This window comes from uncultured Lactobacillus sp., from assembly GCF_947367085.1.
Classification (GTDB): domain Bacteria; phylum Bacillota; class Bacilli; order Lactobacillales; family Lactobacillaceae; genus Lactobacillus.
On sequence record NZ_CANBCP010000036.1, the window covers coordinates 1 to 16971 of the forward strand.

At 34.5% G+C, this 16971-nt stretch carries 31 protein-coding genes, 1 tRNA gene and 1 pseudogene; all 33 read right to left on the reverse strand.

All coding sequences use genetic code 11. From position 1 onward, the window contains the following. Positions 1-94: 94 nt before the first annotated feature. The gene (locus Q0Y70_RS06715; protein ID WP_297818659.1) at positions 95-1819 is read right to left on the reverse strand and encodes a hypothetical protein; all 1725 of its coding nucleotides are present in this window, start codon (positions 1817-1819) and stop codon (positions 95-97) included. Continuing rightward, positions 1820-2347, reverse strand: a complete 528-nt coding sequence (locus tag Q0Y70_RS06720; RefSeq protein ID WP_297818662.1) for a hypothetical protein — start codon at positions 2345-2347, stop codon at positions 1820-1822. It lies immediately after the preceding gene. Further along, positions 2334-2915, reverse strand: a complete 582-nt coding sequence (locus tag Q0Y70_RS06725) for a hypothetical protein (protein WP_297818665.1) — start codon at positions 2913-2915, stop codon at positions 2334-2336. The genes Q0Y70_RS06720 and Q0Y70_RS06725 overlap by 14 nt, the downstream gene beginning before the upstream one ends. 9 nt (positions 2916-2924) lie before the next feature. Continuing rightward, complete coding sequence (locus Q0Y70_RS06730; protein WP_297818668.1) at positions 2925-3356, reverse strand: transcriptional regulator; 432 nt, start codon at positions 3354-3356, stop codon at positions 2925-2927. A gap of 328 nt (positions 3357-3684) precedes the next feature. Further along, positions 3685-3757 (reverse strand) — tRNA-OTHER (locus Q0Y70_RS06735). A gap of 1297 nt (positions 3758-5054) precedes the next feature. Beyond that, the gene (locus tag Q0Y70_RS06740) at positions 5055-5585 is read right to left on the reverse strand and encodes a RusA family crossover junction endodeoxyribonuclease (protein ID WP_297818671.1); all 531 of its coding nucleotides are present in this window, start codon (positions 5583-5585) and stop codon (positions 5055-5057) included. Beyond that, entirely contained in the window at positions 5575-5979 is a 405-nt protein-coding gene (locus Q0Y70_RS06745) for a hypothetical protein (protein WP_297818674.1), read from the reverse strand. The genes Q0Y70_RS06740 and Q0Y70_RS06745 overlap by 11 nt, the downstream gene beginning before the upstream one ends. Before the next feature lie 4 nt (positions 5980-5983). After that, positions 5984-6655 (reverse strand): hypothetical protein, encoded by a 672-nt coding sequence (locus Q0Y70_RS06750; protein ID WP_297818677.1) that lies wholly within the window; start codon positions 6653-6655, stop codon positions 5984-5986. After that, positions 6648-7801: pseudogene (locus tag Q0Y70_RS06755) on the reverse strand (DNA cytosine methyltransferase). The gene Q0Y70_RS06750 and the pseudogene Q0Y70_RS06755 overlap by 8 nt, the downstream one beginning before the upstream one ends. After that, a complete protein-coding gene (locus Q0Y70_RS06760) occupies positions 7792-8388 on the reverse strand; it encodes a hypothetical protein (protein ID WP_297818680.1) in 597 nt (198 codons plus the stop codon). Before Q0Y70_RS06760 ends, Q0Y70_RS06755 begins: the two are co-directional and overlap by 10 nt. 197 nt (positions 8389-8585) lie before the next feature. After that, positions 8586-8918: a hypothetical protein gene (locus Q0Y70_RS06765; RefSeq protein WP_297818683.1), complete on the reverse strand. Its 333-nt coding sequence runs from the start codon at positions 8916-8918 to the stop codon at positions 8586-8588. Further along, a complete protein-coding gene (locus Q0Y70_RS06770; protein WP_297818685.1) occupies positions 8908-9162 on the reverse strand; it encodes a hypothetical protein in 255 nt (84 codons plus the stop codon). The genes Q0Y70_RS06765 and Q0Y70_RS06770 overlap by 11 nt, the downstream gene beginning before the upstream one ends. Positions 9163-9186: 24 nt before the next feature. Beyond that, positions 9187-9453: a hypothetical protein gene (locus tag Q0Y70_RS06775; protein WP_297818689.1), complete on the reverse strand. Its 267-nt coding sequence runs from the start codon at positions 9451-9453 to the stop codon at positions 9187-9189. A gap of 57 nt (positions 9454-9510) precedes the next feature. Further along, positions 9511-9696 (reverse strand): hypothetical protein, encoded by a 186-nt coding sequence (locus Q0Y70_RS06780; RefSeq protein WP_297818693.1) that lies wholly within the window; start codon positions 9694-9696, stop codon positions 9511-9513. 12 nt (positions 9697-9708) lie between these two features. Continuing rightward, the gene (locus Q0Y70_RS06785; protein WP_297818696.1) at positions 9709-10011 is read right to left on the reverse strand and encodes a hypothetical protein; all 303 of its coding nucleotides are present in this window, start codon (positions 10009-10011) and stop codon (positions 9709-9711) included. After that, positions 10012-10557 carry a hypothetical protein gene (locus tag Q0Y70_RS06790; RefSeq protein ID WP_297818699.1) on the reverse strand — a complete coding sequence of 182 codons (546 nt, stop codon included), beginning with the start codon at positions 10555-10557 and terminating at the stop codon, positions 10012-10014. It abuts the gene before it with no gap. Between the two features lie 239 nt (positions 10558-10796). Further along, entirely contained in the window at positions 10797-11201 is a 405-nt protein-coding gene (locus Q0Y70_RS06795; protein WP_297818702.1) for a hypothetical protein, read from the reverse strand. Beyond that, positions 11185-11862 carry a hypothetical protein gene (locus tag Q0Y70_RS06800; protein WP_297818705.1) on the reverse strand — a complete coding sequence of 226 codons (678 nt, stop codon included), beginning with the start codon at positions 11860-11862 and terminating at the stop codon, positions 11185-11187. Before Q0Y70_RS06800 ends, Q0Y70_RS06795 begins: the two co-directional genes overlap by 17 nt. A 2-nt stretch (positions 11863-11864) precedes the next feature. After that, positions 11865-12143: a hypothetical protein gene (locus Q0Y70_RS06805; RefSeq protein WP_297818708.1), complete on the reverse strand. Its 279-nt coding sequence runs from the start codon at positions 12141-12143 to the stop codon at positions 11865-11867. Between the two features lie 2 nt (positions 12144-12145). Beyond that, positions 12146-12412, reverse strand: coding sequence for a hypothetical protein (locus Q0Y70_RS06810; protein ID WP_297818713.1), 267 nt, complete (start codon positions 12410-12412; stop codon positions 12146-12148). Positions 12413-12415: 3 nt separating this feature from the next. Beyond that, the gene (locus Q0Y70_RS06815; protein ID WP_297818715.1) at positions 12416-12649 is read right to left on the reverse strand and encodes a hypothetical protein; all 234 of its coding nucleotides are present in this window, start codon (positions 12647-12649) and stop codon (positions 12416-12418) included. Between the two features lie 18 nt (positions 12650-12667). Continuing rightward, on the reverse strand, positions 12668-13231 hold the full coding sequence (locus Q0Y70_RS06820; protein ID WP_297818718.1) for a hypothetical protein: 564 nt from the start codon (positions 13229-13231) through the stop codon (positions 12668-12670). A 49-nt stretch (positions 13232-13280) separates the two neighbouring features. Further along, positions 13281-13559, reverse strand: a complete 279-nt coding sequence (locus Q0Y70_RS06825) for a hypothetical protein (protein WP_297818721.1) — start codon at positions 13557-13559, stop codon at positions 13281-13283. A gap of 2 nt (positions 13560-13561) precedes the next feature. Then, a complete protein-coding gene (locus tag Q0Y70_RS06830; RefSeq protein WP_297818724.1) occupies positions 13562-13807 on the reverse strand; it encodes a hypothetical protein in 246 nt (81 codons plus the stop codon). Continuing rightward, positions 13797-14099 (reverse strand): hypothetical protein, encoded by a 303-nt coding sequence (locus Q0Y70_RS06835; protein WP_297818727.1) that lies wholly within the window; start codon positions 14097-14099, stop codon positions 13797-13799. Before Q0Y70_RS06835 ends, Q0Y70_RS06830 begins: the two co-directional genes overlap by 11 nt. A gap of 2 nt (positions 14100-14101) precedes the next feature. After that, positions 14102-14377, reverse strand: coding sequence for a hypothetical protein (locus Q0Y70_RS06840; RefSeq protein WP_297818730.1), 276 nt, complete (start codon positions 14375-14377; stop codon positions 14102-14104). Next, the gene (locus tag Q0Y70_RS06845) at positions 14367-14651 is read right to left on the reverse strand and encodes a hypothetical protein (protein ID WP_297818733.1); all 285 of its coding nucleotides are present in this window, start codon (positions 14649-14651) and stop codon (positions 14367-14369) included. The genes Q0Y70_RS06840 and Q0Y70_RS06845 overlap by 11 nt, the downstream gene beginning before the upstream one ends. Then, positions 14651-14896: a hypothetical protein gene (locus Q0Y70_RS06850; RefSeq protein ID WP_297818736.1), complete on the reverse strand. Its 246-nt coding sequence runs from the start codon at positions 14894-14896 to the stop codon at positions 14651-14653. Before Q0Y70_RS06850 ends, Q0Y70_RS06845 begins: the two co-directional genes overlap by 1 nt. A 337-nt stretch (positions 14897-15233) precedes the next feature. Further along, positions 15234-15452 (reverse strand): hypothetical protein, encoded by a 219-nt coding sequence (locus Q0Y70_RS06855; RefSeq protein WP_297818739.1) that lies wholly within the window; start codon positions 15450-15452, stop codon positions 15234-15236. Between the two features lie 126 nt (positions 15453-15578). Next, complete coding sequence (locus Q0Y70_RS06860) at positions 15579-15842, reverse strand: hypothetical protein (protein ID WP_297818742.1); 264 nt, start codon at positions 15840-15842, stop codon at positions 15579-15581. 10 nt (positions 15843-15852) lie between these two features. Beyond that, complete coding sequence (ssb, locus tag Q0Y70_RS06865; protein WP_297818745.1) at positions 15853-16320, reverse strand: single-stranded DNA-binding protein; 468 nt, start codon at positions 16318-16320, stop codon at positions 15853-15855. Then, the gene (locus tag Q0Y70_RS06870; RefSeq protein ID WP_297818748.1) at positions 16313-16702 is read right to left on the reverse strand and encodes a DUF3850 domain-containing protein; all 390 of its coding nucleotides are present in this window, start codon (positions 16700-16702) and stop codon (positions 16313-16315) included. The genes ssb and Q0Y70_RS06870 overlap by 8 nt, the downstream gene beginning before the upstream one ends. Beyond that, positions 16695-16856 (reverse strand): hypothetical protein, encoded by a 162-nt coding sequence (locus Q0Y70_RS06875; RefSeq protein WP_297818751.1) that lies wholly within the window; start codon positions 16854-16856, stop codon positions 16695-16697. Before Q0Y70_RS06875 ends, Q0Y70_RS06870 begins: the two co-directional genes overlap by 8 nt. Positions 16857-16971 lie beyond the last annotated feature (115 nt).

The window sequence follows — 16971 nt, forward strand, 5'->3', positions numbered from 1 at the left end:
TCTGCATACTAGTCAAGTTAGTTAATTATTGACCCCATTTAAATTTAAAAGCCGTAGAATCGTCCTCTCAGCACTATATTTTTCTTTGAAAGACTTAACGCCCCGTCAAATTTTCATCTTTGAATTTTTTAACGTTTCCAATGGGCTGGCCTTTAACCATACTTGCTTTAAATGAAACTTTATCCCCCTTTTGTAAAAGGTTAGCTTGGATATAGTCATTTGTGTTAACGCTGTAAATAATATTTGAGCCTTGTAAAGTAAACATAGCCTTATTTTGATTTGAAATAATTGCTACTCGGTCAACTTGACCAGTTATGTTTTTCATCACTGCATTTGAAGTATTTCCAACACTGCCCCCATTATTTACAAGTGCTTGTCTATATGCATCTAATGCAGATGTTGGAGTTGAACCCTGAGCATAAATACTTTGATCAGATGCATTCAAATAGTAATAGCCCCTAATTGCATTGGTTGAATCTAAAATTGTCATTACCCAAGTTGGAGAGCCATTAACGTTGTATAAGATTGGCATATTAGCTTTCCATTGTTGCGCTTTGTAATCCTGGTTTGCATTATGTTTAGCCCCATCACTATCCATTAGATTGCTTGCCTTATAGTAAGTTAATTTACCGGTACGTGCATTGATCATTGAATAGCCCATGGCACTATCAGAGCCAGTTTTATCTGTTGTAAAGTCGGTGAAGTAAGAAATAGATCCATCCTTATTAAATACAGATGTAACCCCATTTTCTACTCCATTACCAGTTGGTTTAATGACATCGCTCTTACCAAAATGAGCATTCCAGAAACCATGTTTATATTTGCCGAAGACTTTATTAATCTTACTTGCTGTAGCGTCAGTAATCCCCTCATCAATAAATTTTGGCATTGATTTTAGGCTATAAACTTTAACATCTCCATTTTGAGCATTTAACACAGCTACATGGAGCTTTTTAAAATTAATTCGATGACTAAACGCTTCAGATTTATAAATTGTTTGTACCCAGTATGGTTTGCCCACGTCATTAATTTCTAGTTGAGGATCACCCAGGGTTAACCAATCCGAGGTCTTTCGATATATTTGACGGGATGCATCTTTTCCAAAATAAGCACTGGTGGCATATTTATAAGGCACTTTGACAAACTTAGGCGTTGCACTCTGTTTAGTTGCATCAATGATAAAGTACCCAGGGATTTCTTTAGCATTTCTCATTTCAAAGAAACCGTTATATTCAACAGGTACGACATAAACGGGCTTACCCTTATAATATTGAGCCTGCACATTTTTGGATACTGAATAATATTGACTATGTGGAATATCTGACGCACTTTTACGCACTCTGTTAAGAACGGTTACAGGCGCCAATGCAATTGGAGTTTCTCCCCGTTTAAAAGTAGGTGCCCTAGTTGATTTTGAATATTCCTTATTAATAGATTGATAAGTAGGCTTAACAGACATCCCTGAGTGAATAGCACCTGTACCCCATACGATTAAAAGCAAAACATTGCCCGCAATAAGCCAAAATAGCGTTCTTTTCTTAGATTTGTATTCTTCAGTGTATTCGTCATCCGAATTATCTGTAGTCAAGACAAAGGCAAAGAATAGGTAAATTAGGATAAATATTAATAAATAGAATAAATTACCACCAACAATACTTAGTAAGTTTTTTGATGGCAAAAGAAAATAAGTGTTAATCCCAGCTAATAAAGCCGGTAAGATCAAAGAATAAATGCCTATTTTCCATTTTTTAGTGGTAAGTCCAGTTATGACTACATACGTTAATGGGACTAATAGATATAAGAACCAAACTCCTACCATTTAGATTAATATCTCCCCGTCTTTTACAATCTGCTTAACACTAATGACTTTAGGATGCATATAAACAAATGGTGTGATAGTGTATTTTTCTACCCTATTTTCCCCACGTAGAGAGAAATTTGGAACAAATTCTTCATACCATTGTTTTTCTCCAAATCCAAGACCATCCCATCCTCTATGAACTGATGCGGCATAACTAGAAATCTCATTGCCTTTTAAAATTTCATCGCTTTTTCTTATTTTTTCTAAAAGCTCAGTCGTCAAGAGCTCGCAATCTCCCACACAATACCTTGGACCGGTAATATCCATTATCCGTGTTTTTTTCGTTATATCTCGGAGCCTAATTCTATAAATATTTTGAGCCGGTATTTTAGGTGCTACCTTTTTAGCTTCTTGTTCTGCTTCTTCTTGCCTTGCTTCTCTTTGAGCCATTTCTAAAGATGCTTTTAGTTTCAGGATAGTTTCTTCTTGCTCTTCGATTTTCTTATTTAGTTCTTTAAAAGTTTTAGTTCTCTCAATCAAGCTCATGATTTACCACCTTACCGTCTTTCACAAGTTGAGTTATCTCCACTACTTTTATGTCGAGATAAATTTTATGTTCAATAGCATAATGATCTACACGATTAGTATTATCTACAGTCTGATTTTTGATAAACCTGTCAAACCATTGCTTTTCTCCTAAACACGGCATATCTTTTTCGCCATGTACTAAGTAAAACTCATGACCATAAGTCCAAACGGCATCCCCATGCAATGACACTTTATTATGAGATGCACGCTTAAAGACATAATCTGTAAAATCAACAGTTTTTTCTATATTATGGTCATCTTTAAAAGTAATCCTGACTACATCTTTAGGAGTCTTTATTGTTAATTTATCAGCAAGTTCTCCCATTACTTGTCTAGAAACGTTTTTAATTTCTTTAAGTTTCTTTTCCGATGCTTCATGTTCGAGCTTTTGCAATTTTTTGTACATGATTTCAGCTGTCTTTTTTGTCTCGAACATTGTTTCAATCATAACCTCTAATTGATCTCGAATATGCTTATAGTTTTCTTCTAGCTCATCTAATCTTTCGCGGTCTTCTTGTTTAAACATAAAGTCCTCCTAAATATGAAGTCCTAGTTCTACTGCTACTTCTTTCAAAAAATCATTAAAAAGACGATAACCAGTTGCAGAACTGCATGCAATTATATTGTTTTGTGACAGATCTCTAATAGTTAAATATTTTCTAGTTCTGGGGTCAGAAAAGAAAAGCTCATTAACAATAATTTGTACATCATGAGGGGCTTCCTCATAACAAACTTGAATAGCATAGTGCTCGCGCCATAAGCTATTTAACCGTCTATCTTCATCTATAGTGATTAACATGCGATCGATGACATCATTCTTTTTGAATTGAGCTTTACCGCCCCCAACGTTTTCATCCGTTTCTTGATAGGGATGCCTTAATTCAAATTCTCTTTGTGCTTTATATACACTGTAACGAGGGTAATCCTCTAATAATCCTTCGATATATGCTTTAGTTTCCTTTTTCACTGTATTCCTCTTCTTTGTGCTTAATCCTTAAATAATGTGAGTAGTAGTTTTAAAAAGATAATAAGCACTGTTAATGTAATTTTGGCTAAAAACCATATTCCCCATACGTTAATAGCGAAGATTACGTATGACATGATATGTGTAAACATATGTTCCTCTCTTTGTTCAAAAAAAGACTCAGCTAAAGCACTGAGCCCAAAACAAGAATTAAAAGTCTTCCAATATTTATTTTAGGAGATATTTAAAAAAACTTTGCGCCAAACTCAATAAGGCAAAACAACATATTGATATAAATTTTTATTTTATAAAAATAATTGAATTTGGCTTAAGGCGATAAAAGGATTTGAACCTAATTTCTCTAGCTGGCTAGCTAGCGCTTTATCCTATTAAGCTATATCACCGTAAACTAATAAAGGAGCGGTCAGCAACCTTTATTAGAATTGAAATACCATATGCCAGCTATGACATTTCGTGGACGCGAGGGCTACCATATAAGCGATTAACTCTTTTAACACTCGCTTTGCGTGATGAAATCGCATGGTCTCGGCACGTTATACGCATCACCATATAACACTCCTCTAACAGAATCGTCGGCTTTGAACCGATATAGTCTTAACCGAAACTAACTAATTTCGATGATGTCTTAAAAAAGTTGAACAAGGAAGACTATAGTTCTCACAGAACCGTTTCTGATAAATGGTGGAGGCTTTAAAGCCTCTCATGTCTTACATCTCGATTATATTCGGCCACTGCCAATATGCCCCGCACCTATAAGAGCGACTTATAGGTTGACATACGCTTTCTAAGGACAGGACGCGGAACGCTACCGCTCAACTTTCACCCGATGTGCGATTATTGTCATGTATTTATTCAAACGCATTGTAATAAACCGGCCCTTTGAGCTACTCGTACCACTAATCATGCTTATAGCCCATCACTGGGCTTCTGACCGAAGGCAATAATGACTGAACGATTGCTTTGGTTCTACTAAGTACAATCAGTCTTAGTATTTGCTGCAACGCCTACCCCTGCTACAAAGATGGGTAGTCTCATCCACGCAGGCTCGGTTACAAATATGCCCGCACTGATTAGTGTGCTTTTAATTATCGATGTGACTTTGCGTGCATCTTCCCTAAAAGATTCCTCTCGTACCTACAGCACTACCCATAGGTCATAGCTAATGTTAACGATGCCTCATTAACACGAACTAATAGGCTTTTTAAAAGATGTATTGCTAGGAGGGCTTATCAAACTCTCATTACACTAGCGTCACCATTGCCCCATTTGGGGCTATGTGTTGTGCAAACTTGACGCTTGCAACGAATGCAGTAATAAATACTCATCCTCAACACAGCTGTTTTATTTTTGACCCAATAAATGTAAAACAACGTACTCCTGGGAGGGAGTAATAGTCGCCAGAGGATTCGAACCTCCATTTAAGACCCAACACCCCATAAACTCTTTGGAGGTGGTTTGTGAAAAAAACATATTTTTTATTCTGGTTCAATATACGGCTTGTACAACTCACTGAAAAAATATAAAAAGAAAGTGTTTGGGTCACGACTTAAAGCTAAATATATCAACCAAGGATTTCCAGTTGAAAAAATTGTATGCTGTGGTTTGTTGCTTCCTGGCTTCCCACAAGCAACAAATATATTTTAGCAAAATATTTGATATTGAACGTTGAATAACCTTTTTTTATTTAATTTGACTTTTAAGATATTTTTTGATTTTTTCTTTGTCTAATTTTGGTAAAAATCTAAGTTCAACTTCCACTCTTGGATTATCGTCATACCAAGATTCAATGGATAAATTGACCACTTGACTGTCATCTTTGTATAAACCTGAATTGGGTACCTTTTTACGACCGACTTTACGTGGATTAAGTGTATCCATTATCATCTTTTCTACATTATCTAAGTCAGGTGTAACGGTGGGATATATAAGATGCTTTAGTGCTGCTTGTTTTTTCCACTTGGGCCAAGCTTTGGGTAGAGGCTTATAAGCTTTAAGTTTTAGTTTGACAGGATTTTCGCATTCTAAAGGTTCAGTTACATGCGTCCATATTGTGCGTCCTTTTAACTCATAAGCAGCAGTTTTTCCACGCTTAAATACTCTTCCATTTCCAGAGTAAGTTCGTTCTTTTCCAAAAGGATTACCTGGAATAGTAAATTTGAGAACCAGATCATTCTCTTTACATGAATTATCTATTAAGTCTTTAATTTTCAAAATTACTATCTTCCGTTAAATCATCTGCTGAATTTTTGTCATTTTCATTAGCTTCTGGTAGAAAAGGCTTAATGTTTCTAACCCATTGCATAGCTACATAGTTAGCAAGATCAATACTTGTATCAGTAGCCGCTTTAGCCCATTTCTCTTTTTCTTCTGTATCAGAATAATCACCGTTCTGTAATTCTTCTGCCAAAGAAATTAAGCGTGATGCTTTTTGTACAACGGGCCATGTTGATACCATTACCTCATTGTTTTTTGCATACATACTAATCGAACGTTCAAAGGCTGATTTGCCACCATTATCATAATTCTTACCACGTTCATTTTTTATTTCTAATGCTTTGTCAAAAAATTCTCTTACATCTTTTGTTTCGTTTGTTTCGTTATTCATATTTTTACACTCCCGGAATTAAAGGATCTATTGCATGGATTTCTAAAAAACTATTGCTATTATTTTTTCTATATACGCCATTCCTTTTTGGCACAGTATAAAAACTGCCATCTGGCATATCTATCCAATGCGTTGCCCTGCGTTTCAATTTAAAAGTTGGATTTGTATCTGTTACCAAAGATTGATACGATACGCCTTTCTTAATGCACCAAATTTCAATAGTTGATCTACCTGTAAAATATATCTTCTTTTTAGGTTGATTTCTAAAACTTATTTCATCATTAAATAATGGCGGCCTACCTACCAAAATTTTAGTCCAATTGCAGATAGTACTTGGACTGATTTTGCATAACCTACCAATTTCGGCATTGGTGTATCCCATCATTGCTAAACTCACCGCATAAGATCGTGTTTTTGCATCGAACTTTTTTGCATTTTTCTTTTTAGTTTCAGCCTGTTTAACTGGCTCTACAGTATCTTTAAGAGTTGTCGTTATTTTTAACAATTTAAGATAATTCGGATCATTTTTGGGGCATTTTGAAACCGATCCATATTTAGTCTCAATTTTTTGCGTTAGCATAATAATTTTTGATGAAAGATTTCGTTTCTTTAAATTCAAATTGAGCATCCCTTTCTTAAATATTGTTTGTTCCTGTCTTTTAACTTCTTCATTCATCTTGAGATGTTAGTTTTCTGCCTATTTGTTCTACCACCTTAGTAGTAACCGCATTGCCAGCTTGCTTATATAATTGGCTATTGCTTACACCAGCATTTTTAGCTTTATGAAATTGTTCGTCGCTAAATCCTTGCAAACGCCAGCATTCTAAAGGCGTTAATTTTCTAATAGCTAATGTTTGCCCATTGTCTAATAGAACCCCATGTCTGTCTTGTGCAGTTAAAGTGAATTCAGGCTCATTCTCATCTTTAAAGCGTCTGCCTTTTTGTCTTTTATTCACACGATCTGGCGTAAGACATGGTCTGGCCAAAAACTTCGGCTCTCTTCCTCCGCCTTGCATAGTGTTTAATGTGGGAGCTACCCCTTTTATGTCATAAACTCTTCCTCTTTGAGGATTGCCGCTAAAGCTATTGGTTTTAACCAGATTACCAACTTGTTTTATTGCAATTTTTTGAGGACGCTTATATTCTGTTGCCGTTAACGTTGGAGCTATCCCTTTTGTGTCATAAACAAGATTACTTTGATGCTCCTTTATTCCTAATGATCCTAACTTTTTGATTTTTGCTGCTGTAGTAAAAGCTTTGCTTTGTCTTGTGATAGGAAATACTGGTCTGGTACCTGCTTTTCTAAGATGTCCGACAATATATACTCTTTCTCTGTTCTGAGCGACGACATCGGAAGAGTTAAGAACTGCCCATTCTGCATCGTACCCGACTTGGTCCATTTCAAGGATGACCCTTGCAAAATCCCATCCTCCATTGCTGGATAAGAGAGCTTTAACATTTTCCATGATGAGATAGGAAGGTAACGTTTCTTTGTTCTCAATCCGTTCTTTAAGGAGTCTGATAACCTCAAAGAACATGCTGGATTGTTTACCTTCAATGATCCCTTTTTGTTTTCCAGCAACACTGATGTCTTGACATGGGCTTCCAAAAGTCCAAATGTCAGCTGCTGGTAGTCTGCTCCCTTAACTTGTTGGATATCATTAGCTGTAAATTCTCCTTTCGTGTCATACATCGCCTGATAACTCATACGTGCATATTTATCCCATTCGATGAAACCAACACATTTGTGACCAGTATTTTCTAAGCCTGTCCTAAAGCCACCAATACCTGCGAACATATCAATAAATTTCATTAAAACCATTCCTCACTTGGCTTTTTCATCATTTCATCTACATTACCTTCATTAATGACATCACTTTGCCAACCATATTCTTTTACTAGTATTTTGATAATATCTTCAGGCTTAGCATTATCATAGCCATCTAATTTTGGCACCCTTCTGGCTCTTACATCTGTATAATCGCCAAATGGGCTTAAATCCTGCGTATACCAGATGCTTTTACCATCACCATCTTCTTCATATTGAGCCCTTGCTTTATTATATGTAGTTGCCCATACAATAGACATTGCGTCTGTGCTATCCATAGATAATTGATAAGCCTTTAATTTAGGGTGGAAAAATGGATCATAATCATCTGCAACTTCGACAAAGCTTGAATTATCGCTATATCTTAGAAATACAGCTTTATCTTTTTTATCTACTCTTGTCACTTGAAAATATTCAGGGTTATAAACTTGAAGTCCTGGTGTTTCATTCATTTCATTTATAAACTTGAGTTCTTCTCTAAAACGCTTAATTGCCTCATTTCTGTTTGAAGCAACAATTATCGCATCTTCAACACAATCATCTCTAAGAACTTCTGTGGATTGAATTAAATAAACTCCCATTGTTATATTTCATTACCTCATATTTTTTCTATTTCTTTGCCTAGATCTTTAAAAATATTTTTGATAATCTTTTGACGCTCCGTGGGCTTAATTTTCAAATCATGAATTAATCTAATCATTTCATTTATCTCCTTTCAGAACTTACGTTCGATGCAAAAAGCAAAAAATAATAAAAGGCTTCTCTCTATGCCTGTTTTTTAGTCTAAATTTACTATCCCGTTAGGGTGCCTTTTAAACATCCCTATTGTTTCGCTTAAAATGTATTGTGCATTTTCCAAAGTCGAATCTGGATAATCAGCGATATATTTTAGATAATACCTAGCATCAACATATTTATCACGTCTTAATAAGTAAAGTGATGCTTCAACAGGATCAAGAAGATCCTTTGCCATTTTACCTTGCCAATCTCTTACCCAGCCGCATGGTAAATGTTCAAACAATTCTCTATAGTTCCAAGAACAGTGTACCCAAGCATCGCTGAGTTCATGATGGTCTCTTGCTTCGGAAACTAGTGTAATGCTATAGCTCATTATCGCCCTCATCACTTAAATAGATATGATAGTTAATGGCTAAATTCTCCAGTAATTCTGCGACAGACCTACCAGCAATTGTTTGATTTTTATTGCTTATAACCGTTCCTGTTTTACAGTTAATTGCGAAAAAGTCATCATCAATATATACTACTAATGCCTTTATATAAGTGCTGTCGCTATTGTTGATATTTGTTTTTAAATAGATGAAATCTCCGGGCTCTGGAAACTTTAGTTCTTTCATTGTCTAATCCCCCCTTTTTAGCCATTATTTGATCACCAATTCAGCATTAACTCTGTGCCATAGGTTTCCATTGTTTCGTTGGAGCTCATTTAAACTATCATATTCATCTCCTATAATGCTTGCAACATCTGTTGAATATACTCCACCATTCAGCGGCGTAATATCCATCATTACATAATTCTGGTTATTATTTATAACGATTAAGGCATAAGCTGGGACTTGATTACCTCTCTGTAATACATCGCCTAATTGCCACTTCTCGTCCGATAAACGCTTATTAATAATTTCCATTGTTTCATTTTCCTTTTCTTAAAATTATTAATTGTGTGTATTTTTAATTTATGGGCATTAATCTCTTAATTGATTAATGGTATTAATACATCCTTTGTCATAACCTATCCAGTAGGCTCTTTCTTTCAATTTAAAAAGATCATCCGCCGTCAACATCCCTTTATCTAACTTGGTCAACAAATCTAACTCTTTATAGCGGTCGTCCGCTTCTAGTTGTTGTCTTGCTACTGCTTGTTTATCCATACAATCCCCTTATTACTCAGCATTTGCTTTAATTTCAACATCATCAGGTGAGACTACTTTCACGATTCTCCATTTATTGCGAAACCTATCTACTAATTCTTGTACAGATCGTACAGTTTCATCTGAATATCTGGATCCATCGAATGTTGCATGACCTGTAGCAACAGAACATGAATGTAAAGCAATTGCTTGCCATGCGTCATAATCTAATTTTTTGATAATTGCGATTTCCCAATTAAAATTTCTCTCTTCTTTATAGAAAATCCAATCTCCATCTTCGATTTCATGCTTCGCCGTTTTTACAGCAATTTTCATTTAATTCCACCAGCCTTTATAATTTATTAAATCGGTTTTTAAGTTATCCCAGTTTCGACTAGTTAAGTCCTTTACGGTTTGCTTTATTTGACGACCTTGTTTCGCCTCTTCAAAACTAATCTTTTCGCGGAAAAAGGTTTTAGCCATTCCATGTAAAAAGATCTTAGATCCATAAATAGTAACGGGATATTCCTGCCAAAATTTAACAATTTGCTTAATGATAGGTTCGAAGGCTTGATTAAAATTTTTCTGATATTGTTTTTGCCGTTGTTCTTGAGACAAATTCCAAGAGACTTTCATGTTGAGTTGGTATTGTTGCATTTCAGCTTGATTGTCTAATTCTTCAAAAATCGGCGTTAGTTCTAAGGCTTGTCGCTGAAGATCAAGATACTTAAGCCAAAAACCATAGTCCCAGGTATGGAAGTTAATGATCTGATCAGCATGTGCTTTGGCAAAATCGGTATTTATGGTAGCAAGTCCATGGTAAAGTCTTTTTCGTTGTAGATGAGATAGATCAATGTTTCGTCGCTTTGGGTCTTTATGCATGAATTTAACCGTCTTTCTATACTTCTTTGTTCTCTTTTAATCACTATAAACAACTAGGGCTGAATACCAACTGCCAAATCCCATAGGGTATACGACATATTGAACACTTTCAATTTTATGGACTAAAAAGAAAGCATTTAATGTGCATTCCAAATCAGAATGCGAATCGGTCTCAAATATTTTTACCTGTTTTCTCTCGCCTATCATAGTTCTTCTCTCCCTTCTTACCATCCCATAAATTAATCATTCCGATTAGGCTTCATATTAGGATTCATGGTTATAAAACGGGTCTTGCCTTTGGTTTTATTCACTTTAGGATTCATGATTGTAGAACAGGTCTTGTCTTTGGTTTTATTCACTTCAATGCTCAAGTCTTTAGGAGATGCTACTTTTACAAAATCCCAACGTCTGTAAAATTTATCTAACAAATTATCTATACTTCTTTCTCCACCGTGTACACGATCATAACCAGTGCTGGTTTTATCCAGTGGGTTTAAATATCGGCTATATATAGAACGGGCATACCAACTATATCCGTATCTAGACATAATAAAAGCAACGTTCCAGTCTTCTCCATAGTTTTTATAGAAAATCAAATCTCCTTTTTCAATTGTATCTTTGTCCTTTTTAAACGTAACTTTCATCGTTTTCCTCCCCTGCATACTGTTTTACTCTAACGTCAATATTGTTAGGGGATGCTACTTTGACGTGTTCCCATTGATCTACAAATCTATCTAGCAATTTATCTGCGCTGATTTCAGTAAGGCTTCCGCTATATGTTCCATCAACAGTCTGATCGCCCGGTTTCGGTATTGGGCTTAGCACACCATCTGTTTTTTCAATGGTTGAGTGCCATTCGTTGCTTTTTATAACGCTTGCATACCAAGTATGTCTGCCTTTATTTGCGACAACAGCAATATTCCATTCATAATCATCGTCTTTAAAAAATATCCAGTCTCCTTCTTTAACTGATCTTTTCTTTTTCTCAAAAGTAATTTTCATCGTTTTTCCTCTATCTTTTTTAATCTCAAAAACATGTATACTTTCAGTTTGCATATGCCACCACATCTTATTAAGACTACATGAAGCCTTAAGCAGAATATCGCCCGTGTTTGGGTTCTTAAACATATAAGTAATCTCCTCTTCAATCGGAAGAGCTATACATCCCGGAGAAGCAGAATGTGCATATTTAATCGCTGAGTATACCACAAAGGATGCTTTATAATCAGGAAAACCAGCTTTTCGCAGAATATATTTTTTATTTTCGGAAAGTTGAGTAGGGTCTTTGACTTCTTCTGTAATCATTGCTAATCCTCTATAAGTAGCTTAGCGTTGGCTTTTTCAACGTGATCATAGCGTCGATTTAGATAGGATTTCATACGGTCTAGATCACTATATGCGATGTCCAAAACAAAATATCCAGCATCTGAATAATAAATTCCGCCAATTTTTACCAATTTATAGCCATAAGAGGCTTGGATGATTAATGCGTAGCATTTATAGTCTGCGTCATCCCAATAGCAAATCACATCTCCAACATGCCATTCTTCATCTTTATTTTTAGTTCGTTTATCAATTACTTTCATAGTTAATCCTCCACAACTAGATGAGCATTGACCTTTTCAACGTGATCCCAATTATTAGCAATCTGTTTCATTAGATTATCTAAGTTGGTGAAAGCAGTATTATACACGTTTCCAGGATTGTCATTTAAATCAGCTTCATTATAGCCATAAGTATTGTGCGTGATTTGGCCATAAAGCTTCGTATCGTCATCGTTATTCCAATAGCAAATTACATCTCCAGCGTGCCATTGTTCGTCTCTATTTTTGGTTCTCTTATCAATTACTTTCATAATCTAATCTCCCAATTCTCTCCCACACATAGGACAATAACTTATTTCTTTTGAATGTCTTTCTTGAATACCATTAACCGGATCATCTACATTGTTTGTCACACAATAGATGTAATACTCAGATTTATTCCTGGCTATACTCAGTTCTTCTTCCTCAAAGCCTAAATCGAAAAGAAATGATTTACCATAACCTTCTGAATCAATAGTACAATATTGACATTTCTTTTCATTTTTCATTGTCAAATACCTTCTTTATTAGCAAAAATCCCATTGTAGTTTTTGCTCAGCACTATTTTCCCAAAAATTTAAAAAGCCACTTATTTCTTTTTCCAATTTGTCATTTTTCTTATCTTTAAGCTTCTTTTCGTCGCAAAGCTCAAGGAATTGCTTGTAAGAAGTCTGAACGTCATCACTACTAAATGAACCATCACACTCTGGATGAAGAAAGAATCCAATTAGTGCAGTGCCTTCAAGCTTATTATCATAAATAATTCGTGTATTCATAAAGTCTCTATCATCGTATTCAATGCCAACTAATTCTCCTAGTTCTCTTTTAAGAAAATCAAAATGGCCATCCCCTATATGAAAGCAATCAACTTCATCAAAGTCTTGAGCTTTTTCTGCATCCTTTTCCATTTCTTCATACTTTTTAGTATCATTTTTCAGAAATTCAGGATGTAAAAAATAAAAGAAATCATTATCAGATGGTTCGAACATTTCACCATCAAAATCTTCAACTGATAAATTATATTTTTCTTTAAATTCATTTTTTCTCTCTTTGCTTTTCTTAAAGTCATAGGCAATAATATCTAAACTCATTTTTATAAATCTCCTAATTCTCTCCCACACATTGAGCATTTATAGTTAGTTAATTCATAACTTTCTCATTGATTTCTGCTTCTAAATAGCAGTTGCGTGCTTCTATAGCCGAATGATTGATGAAAATGTAACAACCGTGGTGATCCGTTATGTCATCTTCATCTAATTTATACTCATGTTTCCATTCATTCTTTAAATGAACTAAGTAGTCTTTAGCGTCTTCAAGTTTTTCAAAGACCGTAGATCTATAATCATTTAAAGTGAATGGAAGACATTCTTTAACATTCGAAATATTGATTTCATCTACTGTGTAAACGTATTTAGCCATTTCTATTCTCTGTAAGTATCATAAATTTCAATTTCATAATCGCCAAAATCGTTGTTTGAAATAATGATTGGTTCATCAAGAATTTCAATAATTTTTAGCAAAGGTTGCAAATCATCAATATAAATATCAAAAAACAATTGCCAATCATCTTGATACATTTCAGATACTGAATATTGTTGTTTTTGCAGTTTTTCCCTATAGATACGTAAGTTATCATCACTATCAGTATTTGTTATTCTAATTTTCATATTCGTTTAGTCTCTTAGCAGCTTTCTTTAAAATATCAATACATTTTTGCTTAGTGTAACGATGTATCTTATTACTGTCCCACATCGTATCAAAACCAACATAATGCTCATTGATTCCTAGATCTGTAAGTGGGTCATCAAATGTTATTCCACATGGAAATATTTCTTCTAGAAATAAATACGGAAAATCACATTCAACATATCCAGTAAAGTAATAATTATCTCCAAGACTGCGTTTAACTATGATGATATTTTTACCATACCACAGCTTGGTGTACACCACTATATCCATAACTATTCGTTAATCTCCACAGTTACATGACTATTGGGAATAAATTTAACGTAAGTAAATTCATTTTTGAATCTTTTAATTAAATCATTAATGCTTTTTTCTCTAATGCAACTGGTATCATTTGGAATATTAGCATCTAATGAAAAGGTTTTATACCAACGATCACAATTATCATAATAAATAACTTCTGCATACCATGGTTTCGACTTAAAACGTTTAAACAGCACGACTGTTCCAGGCTTTATTTCTTCGTTATTTTCATTAAATTTAATTTTCATTTGTAATGCTCCAGTCTCCTGCAGGACTCAATTCAACATGCTCCCATTCTTTCTTGAAAGCTGTCAGAACCTCTTCAGCACTCGACACCCAGCCAAGTGAATAGCCGCCATCTTTAGAAATTTTTCCCTGGGCACTATCGTCCATAGTTATTGAGCTGTATCTATCGTCATCTTTGATAATCATCGATACAAATTGCTCACCAAAGTTGTTATCGTAAATAATAAAGTCTCCTTCATGTGGTATAAGATTCTTAGGTTTATAATTAATTTTCATTATTTGTTTTTCTCCATTACATCAGTTTGTAAATCAATCCAATCGTCTTCGAATTTCGAAAAAATATATGCAGCCCTCGTTACACTCATATGATGCTTTTCAGCCCAATTGTGAAGATACTTATCAAAGCCTTTATAGTCATTATTTACTAGAAATTCTGATAATTTTAACAAGCCATTTTTTTCAAGTTGCTGCAGTCTAACGTGAAGTAGTTGATACTTAACTATTGTTTTATTTACTTTCATTGGAGTTTCCTTCCGCATACAGGACAATAATTTATTGGCGTATCTGTAATTAACAAATTGCCGCCCCTATCTCTATACACCAGGCAATGGTCATCATTTAGATACAGAAATGCCCATTTAGTGTTCTGTCTTAGAACTAAAGTCTGTCTGGTAGAACTTGAAAAGTCGCAAAAATCACACTTTGTTAATAGGCTGGTTTTCATTTCTTTCTACCTCTTCAAATTGCATTTATGAATGTATCTGTTTGACTATCTGATCTACAAATAAAAATGCCATTCCAATATGATTCGGTAAGATCTCTTTCATCTAAATCCTTTTTCATGTTCAATTTCTCCATCTAAAATGAAAACATCTGACTTATAACTTTACATACTTTACTATTTGGGCCATAAACTACGTAGCCAGCAAAGTATAATTCAGCAAGTTCTTTTTCAATCGACTGGTTATGCATAGCAGCCATCTTCTTAACACACTTTTTAGCTTTAGAAATATTGTCATTTTCGACCGCATTTACAAAAGCATCGTTAACATCATATGTTTCTTTTGAAATTTTCAAGCTCTTACCTCTCTGCTAGTTCTCCTTGAATTTGTGCGCAAGTCTCGCATATCCATGAATTTTCACTTAATTGTAATGTTGCCTCTTGACCACAAAGCACACACTTATGTTTTTTCTCTTTCAACTTTAACTCCATATTATCCGTATCGCTTTAAACATTACTTCGTATAAAAACTGTGGAAGCACAGCCACCATAGCAGCTATTACAGCATTAATTAAACTTGGAAATAAATTCTCAAGTATTGTTTCTATTATTGCTTTTTTCTTTTCGCTATCTGTAGATGCATATTGCATATTGGCATGAAAATCTACTTTAAAAGAATCCATCATAATGAATCCATATATAAAGGTGCAAAGTAAATACCACAGTACTTTCATTAATTCAATCATGTTCTAGTCACTAAAATGGCAGATCATTATCGGAAATATCAATGGCATTACTGTTGCTTGCAAACGGATCATCCATTTTATGTTCTTGAGATGGAGCATTAGTTTTGTCGGAGCTTGGTGTCGGTTGTTTTGCTTTTGGCTCTTCCGGATTTTTGTCTTTATTTTGAATTGGAAAGCCAACTTCTCTTGCAACTACTTCAGTGACCCAAACTTTTTCACCATTTTGGTTATCATAAGTTCTTGTTTGAATTGATCCTAAAAGGTTAATCCCATTACCTTTATTGAAAAAGTTGTTTACAAATTCTGCAGTTTTGCCCCAGGCAACAATGTTAATAAAGTCAGCATCTCTATCTCCATTTGGGTTTTTGTATGAGCGTTCAACTGCAATTGTAAATTGGACTACTGATTTACCGCTGCCAGTGGTATTTAATTGCGGATGTTTAGTTAAGCGTCCTTCAAGTGTCACATTATTAATCATTTTTTTCTCCTTTTAATTCATGCAAAATACTAGTTGGTGAGAAATATACTGATTCAATTGATGCTCCATGCAGATCGATCTTCAGCTTCCGAATATCAAGCATTGCTCTAATCGTTTCAGTCATATCTAGTACTCTGGTGCCTAACACTTCATAATCATCTTTCTGAGCGTAGTCTGTAATATAAGTAATTTTTACCAGCATCCCTCGCTTGGTATATTTCTTTTTATTTGGGTCAAATTCTAGCAAAATTAAAATATCGCCAACTTTAAAACCTTTGTCATTTTTTCTTATCTCAAAGTTCTTTATGCCATCACTCTGGGCTTTATAGAACTCTGGATAAATCTTTAAACAAATATATCTGTCCTTGATTTCTTTATTCATCTATTGCCTTTCGAAAATTCTTATTAACTTTTTCCCAATCTTTCTTTATAGCTTGAGTATCTTGTTCATGCTTATAAACAATTCTTTCTAACGATCCATCTTCTAATTCGTAATACCATTCGCCTTTTTGATATTTAACACCTTTGATTTTCATAAGAAGAACACCACGAAAAATAAAATCAGAAAAATAGTAACGAAATAGGAAGTAACTGCTAATGCAGATTTAACATCTTTGCTCATTAAATTTACCTATCCTAATGGTTCTTTAT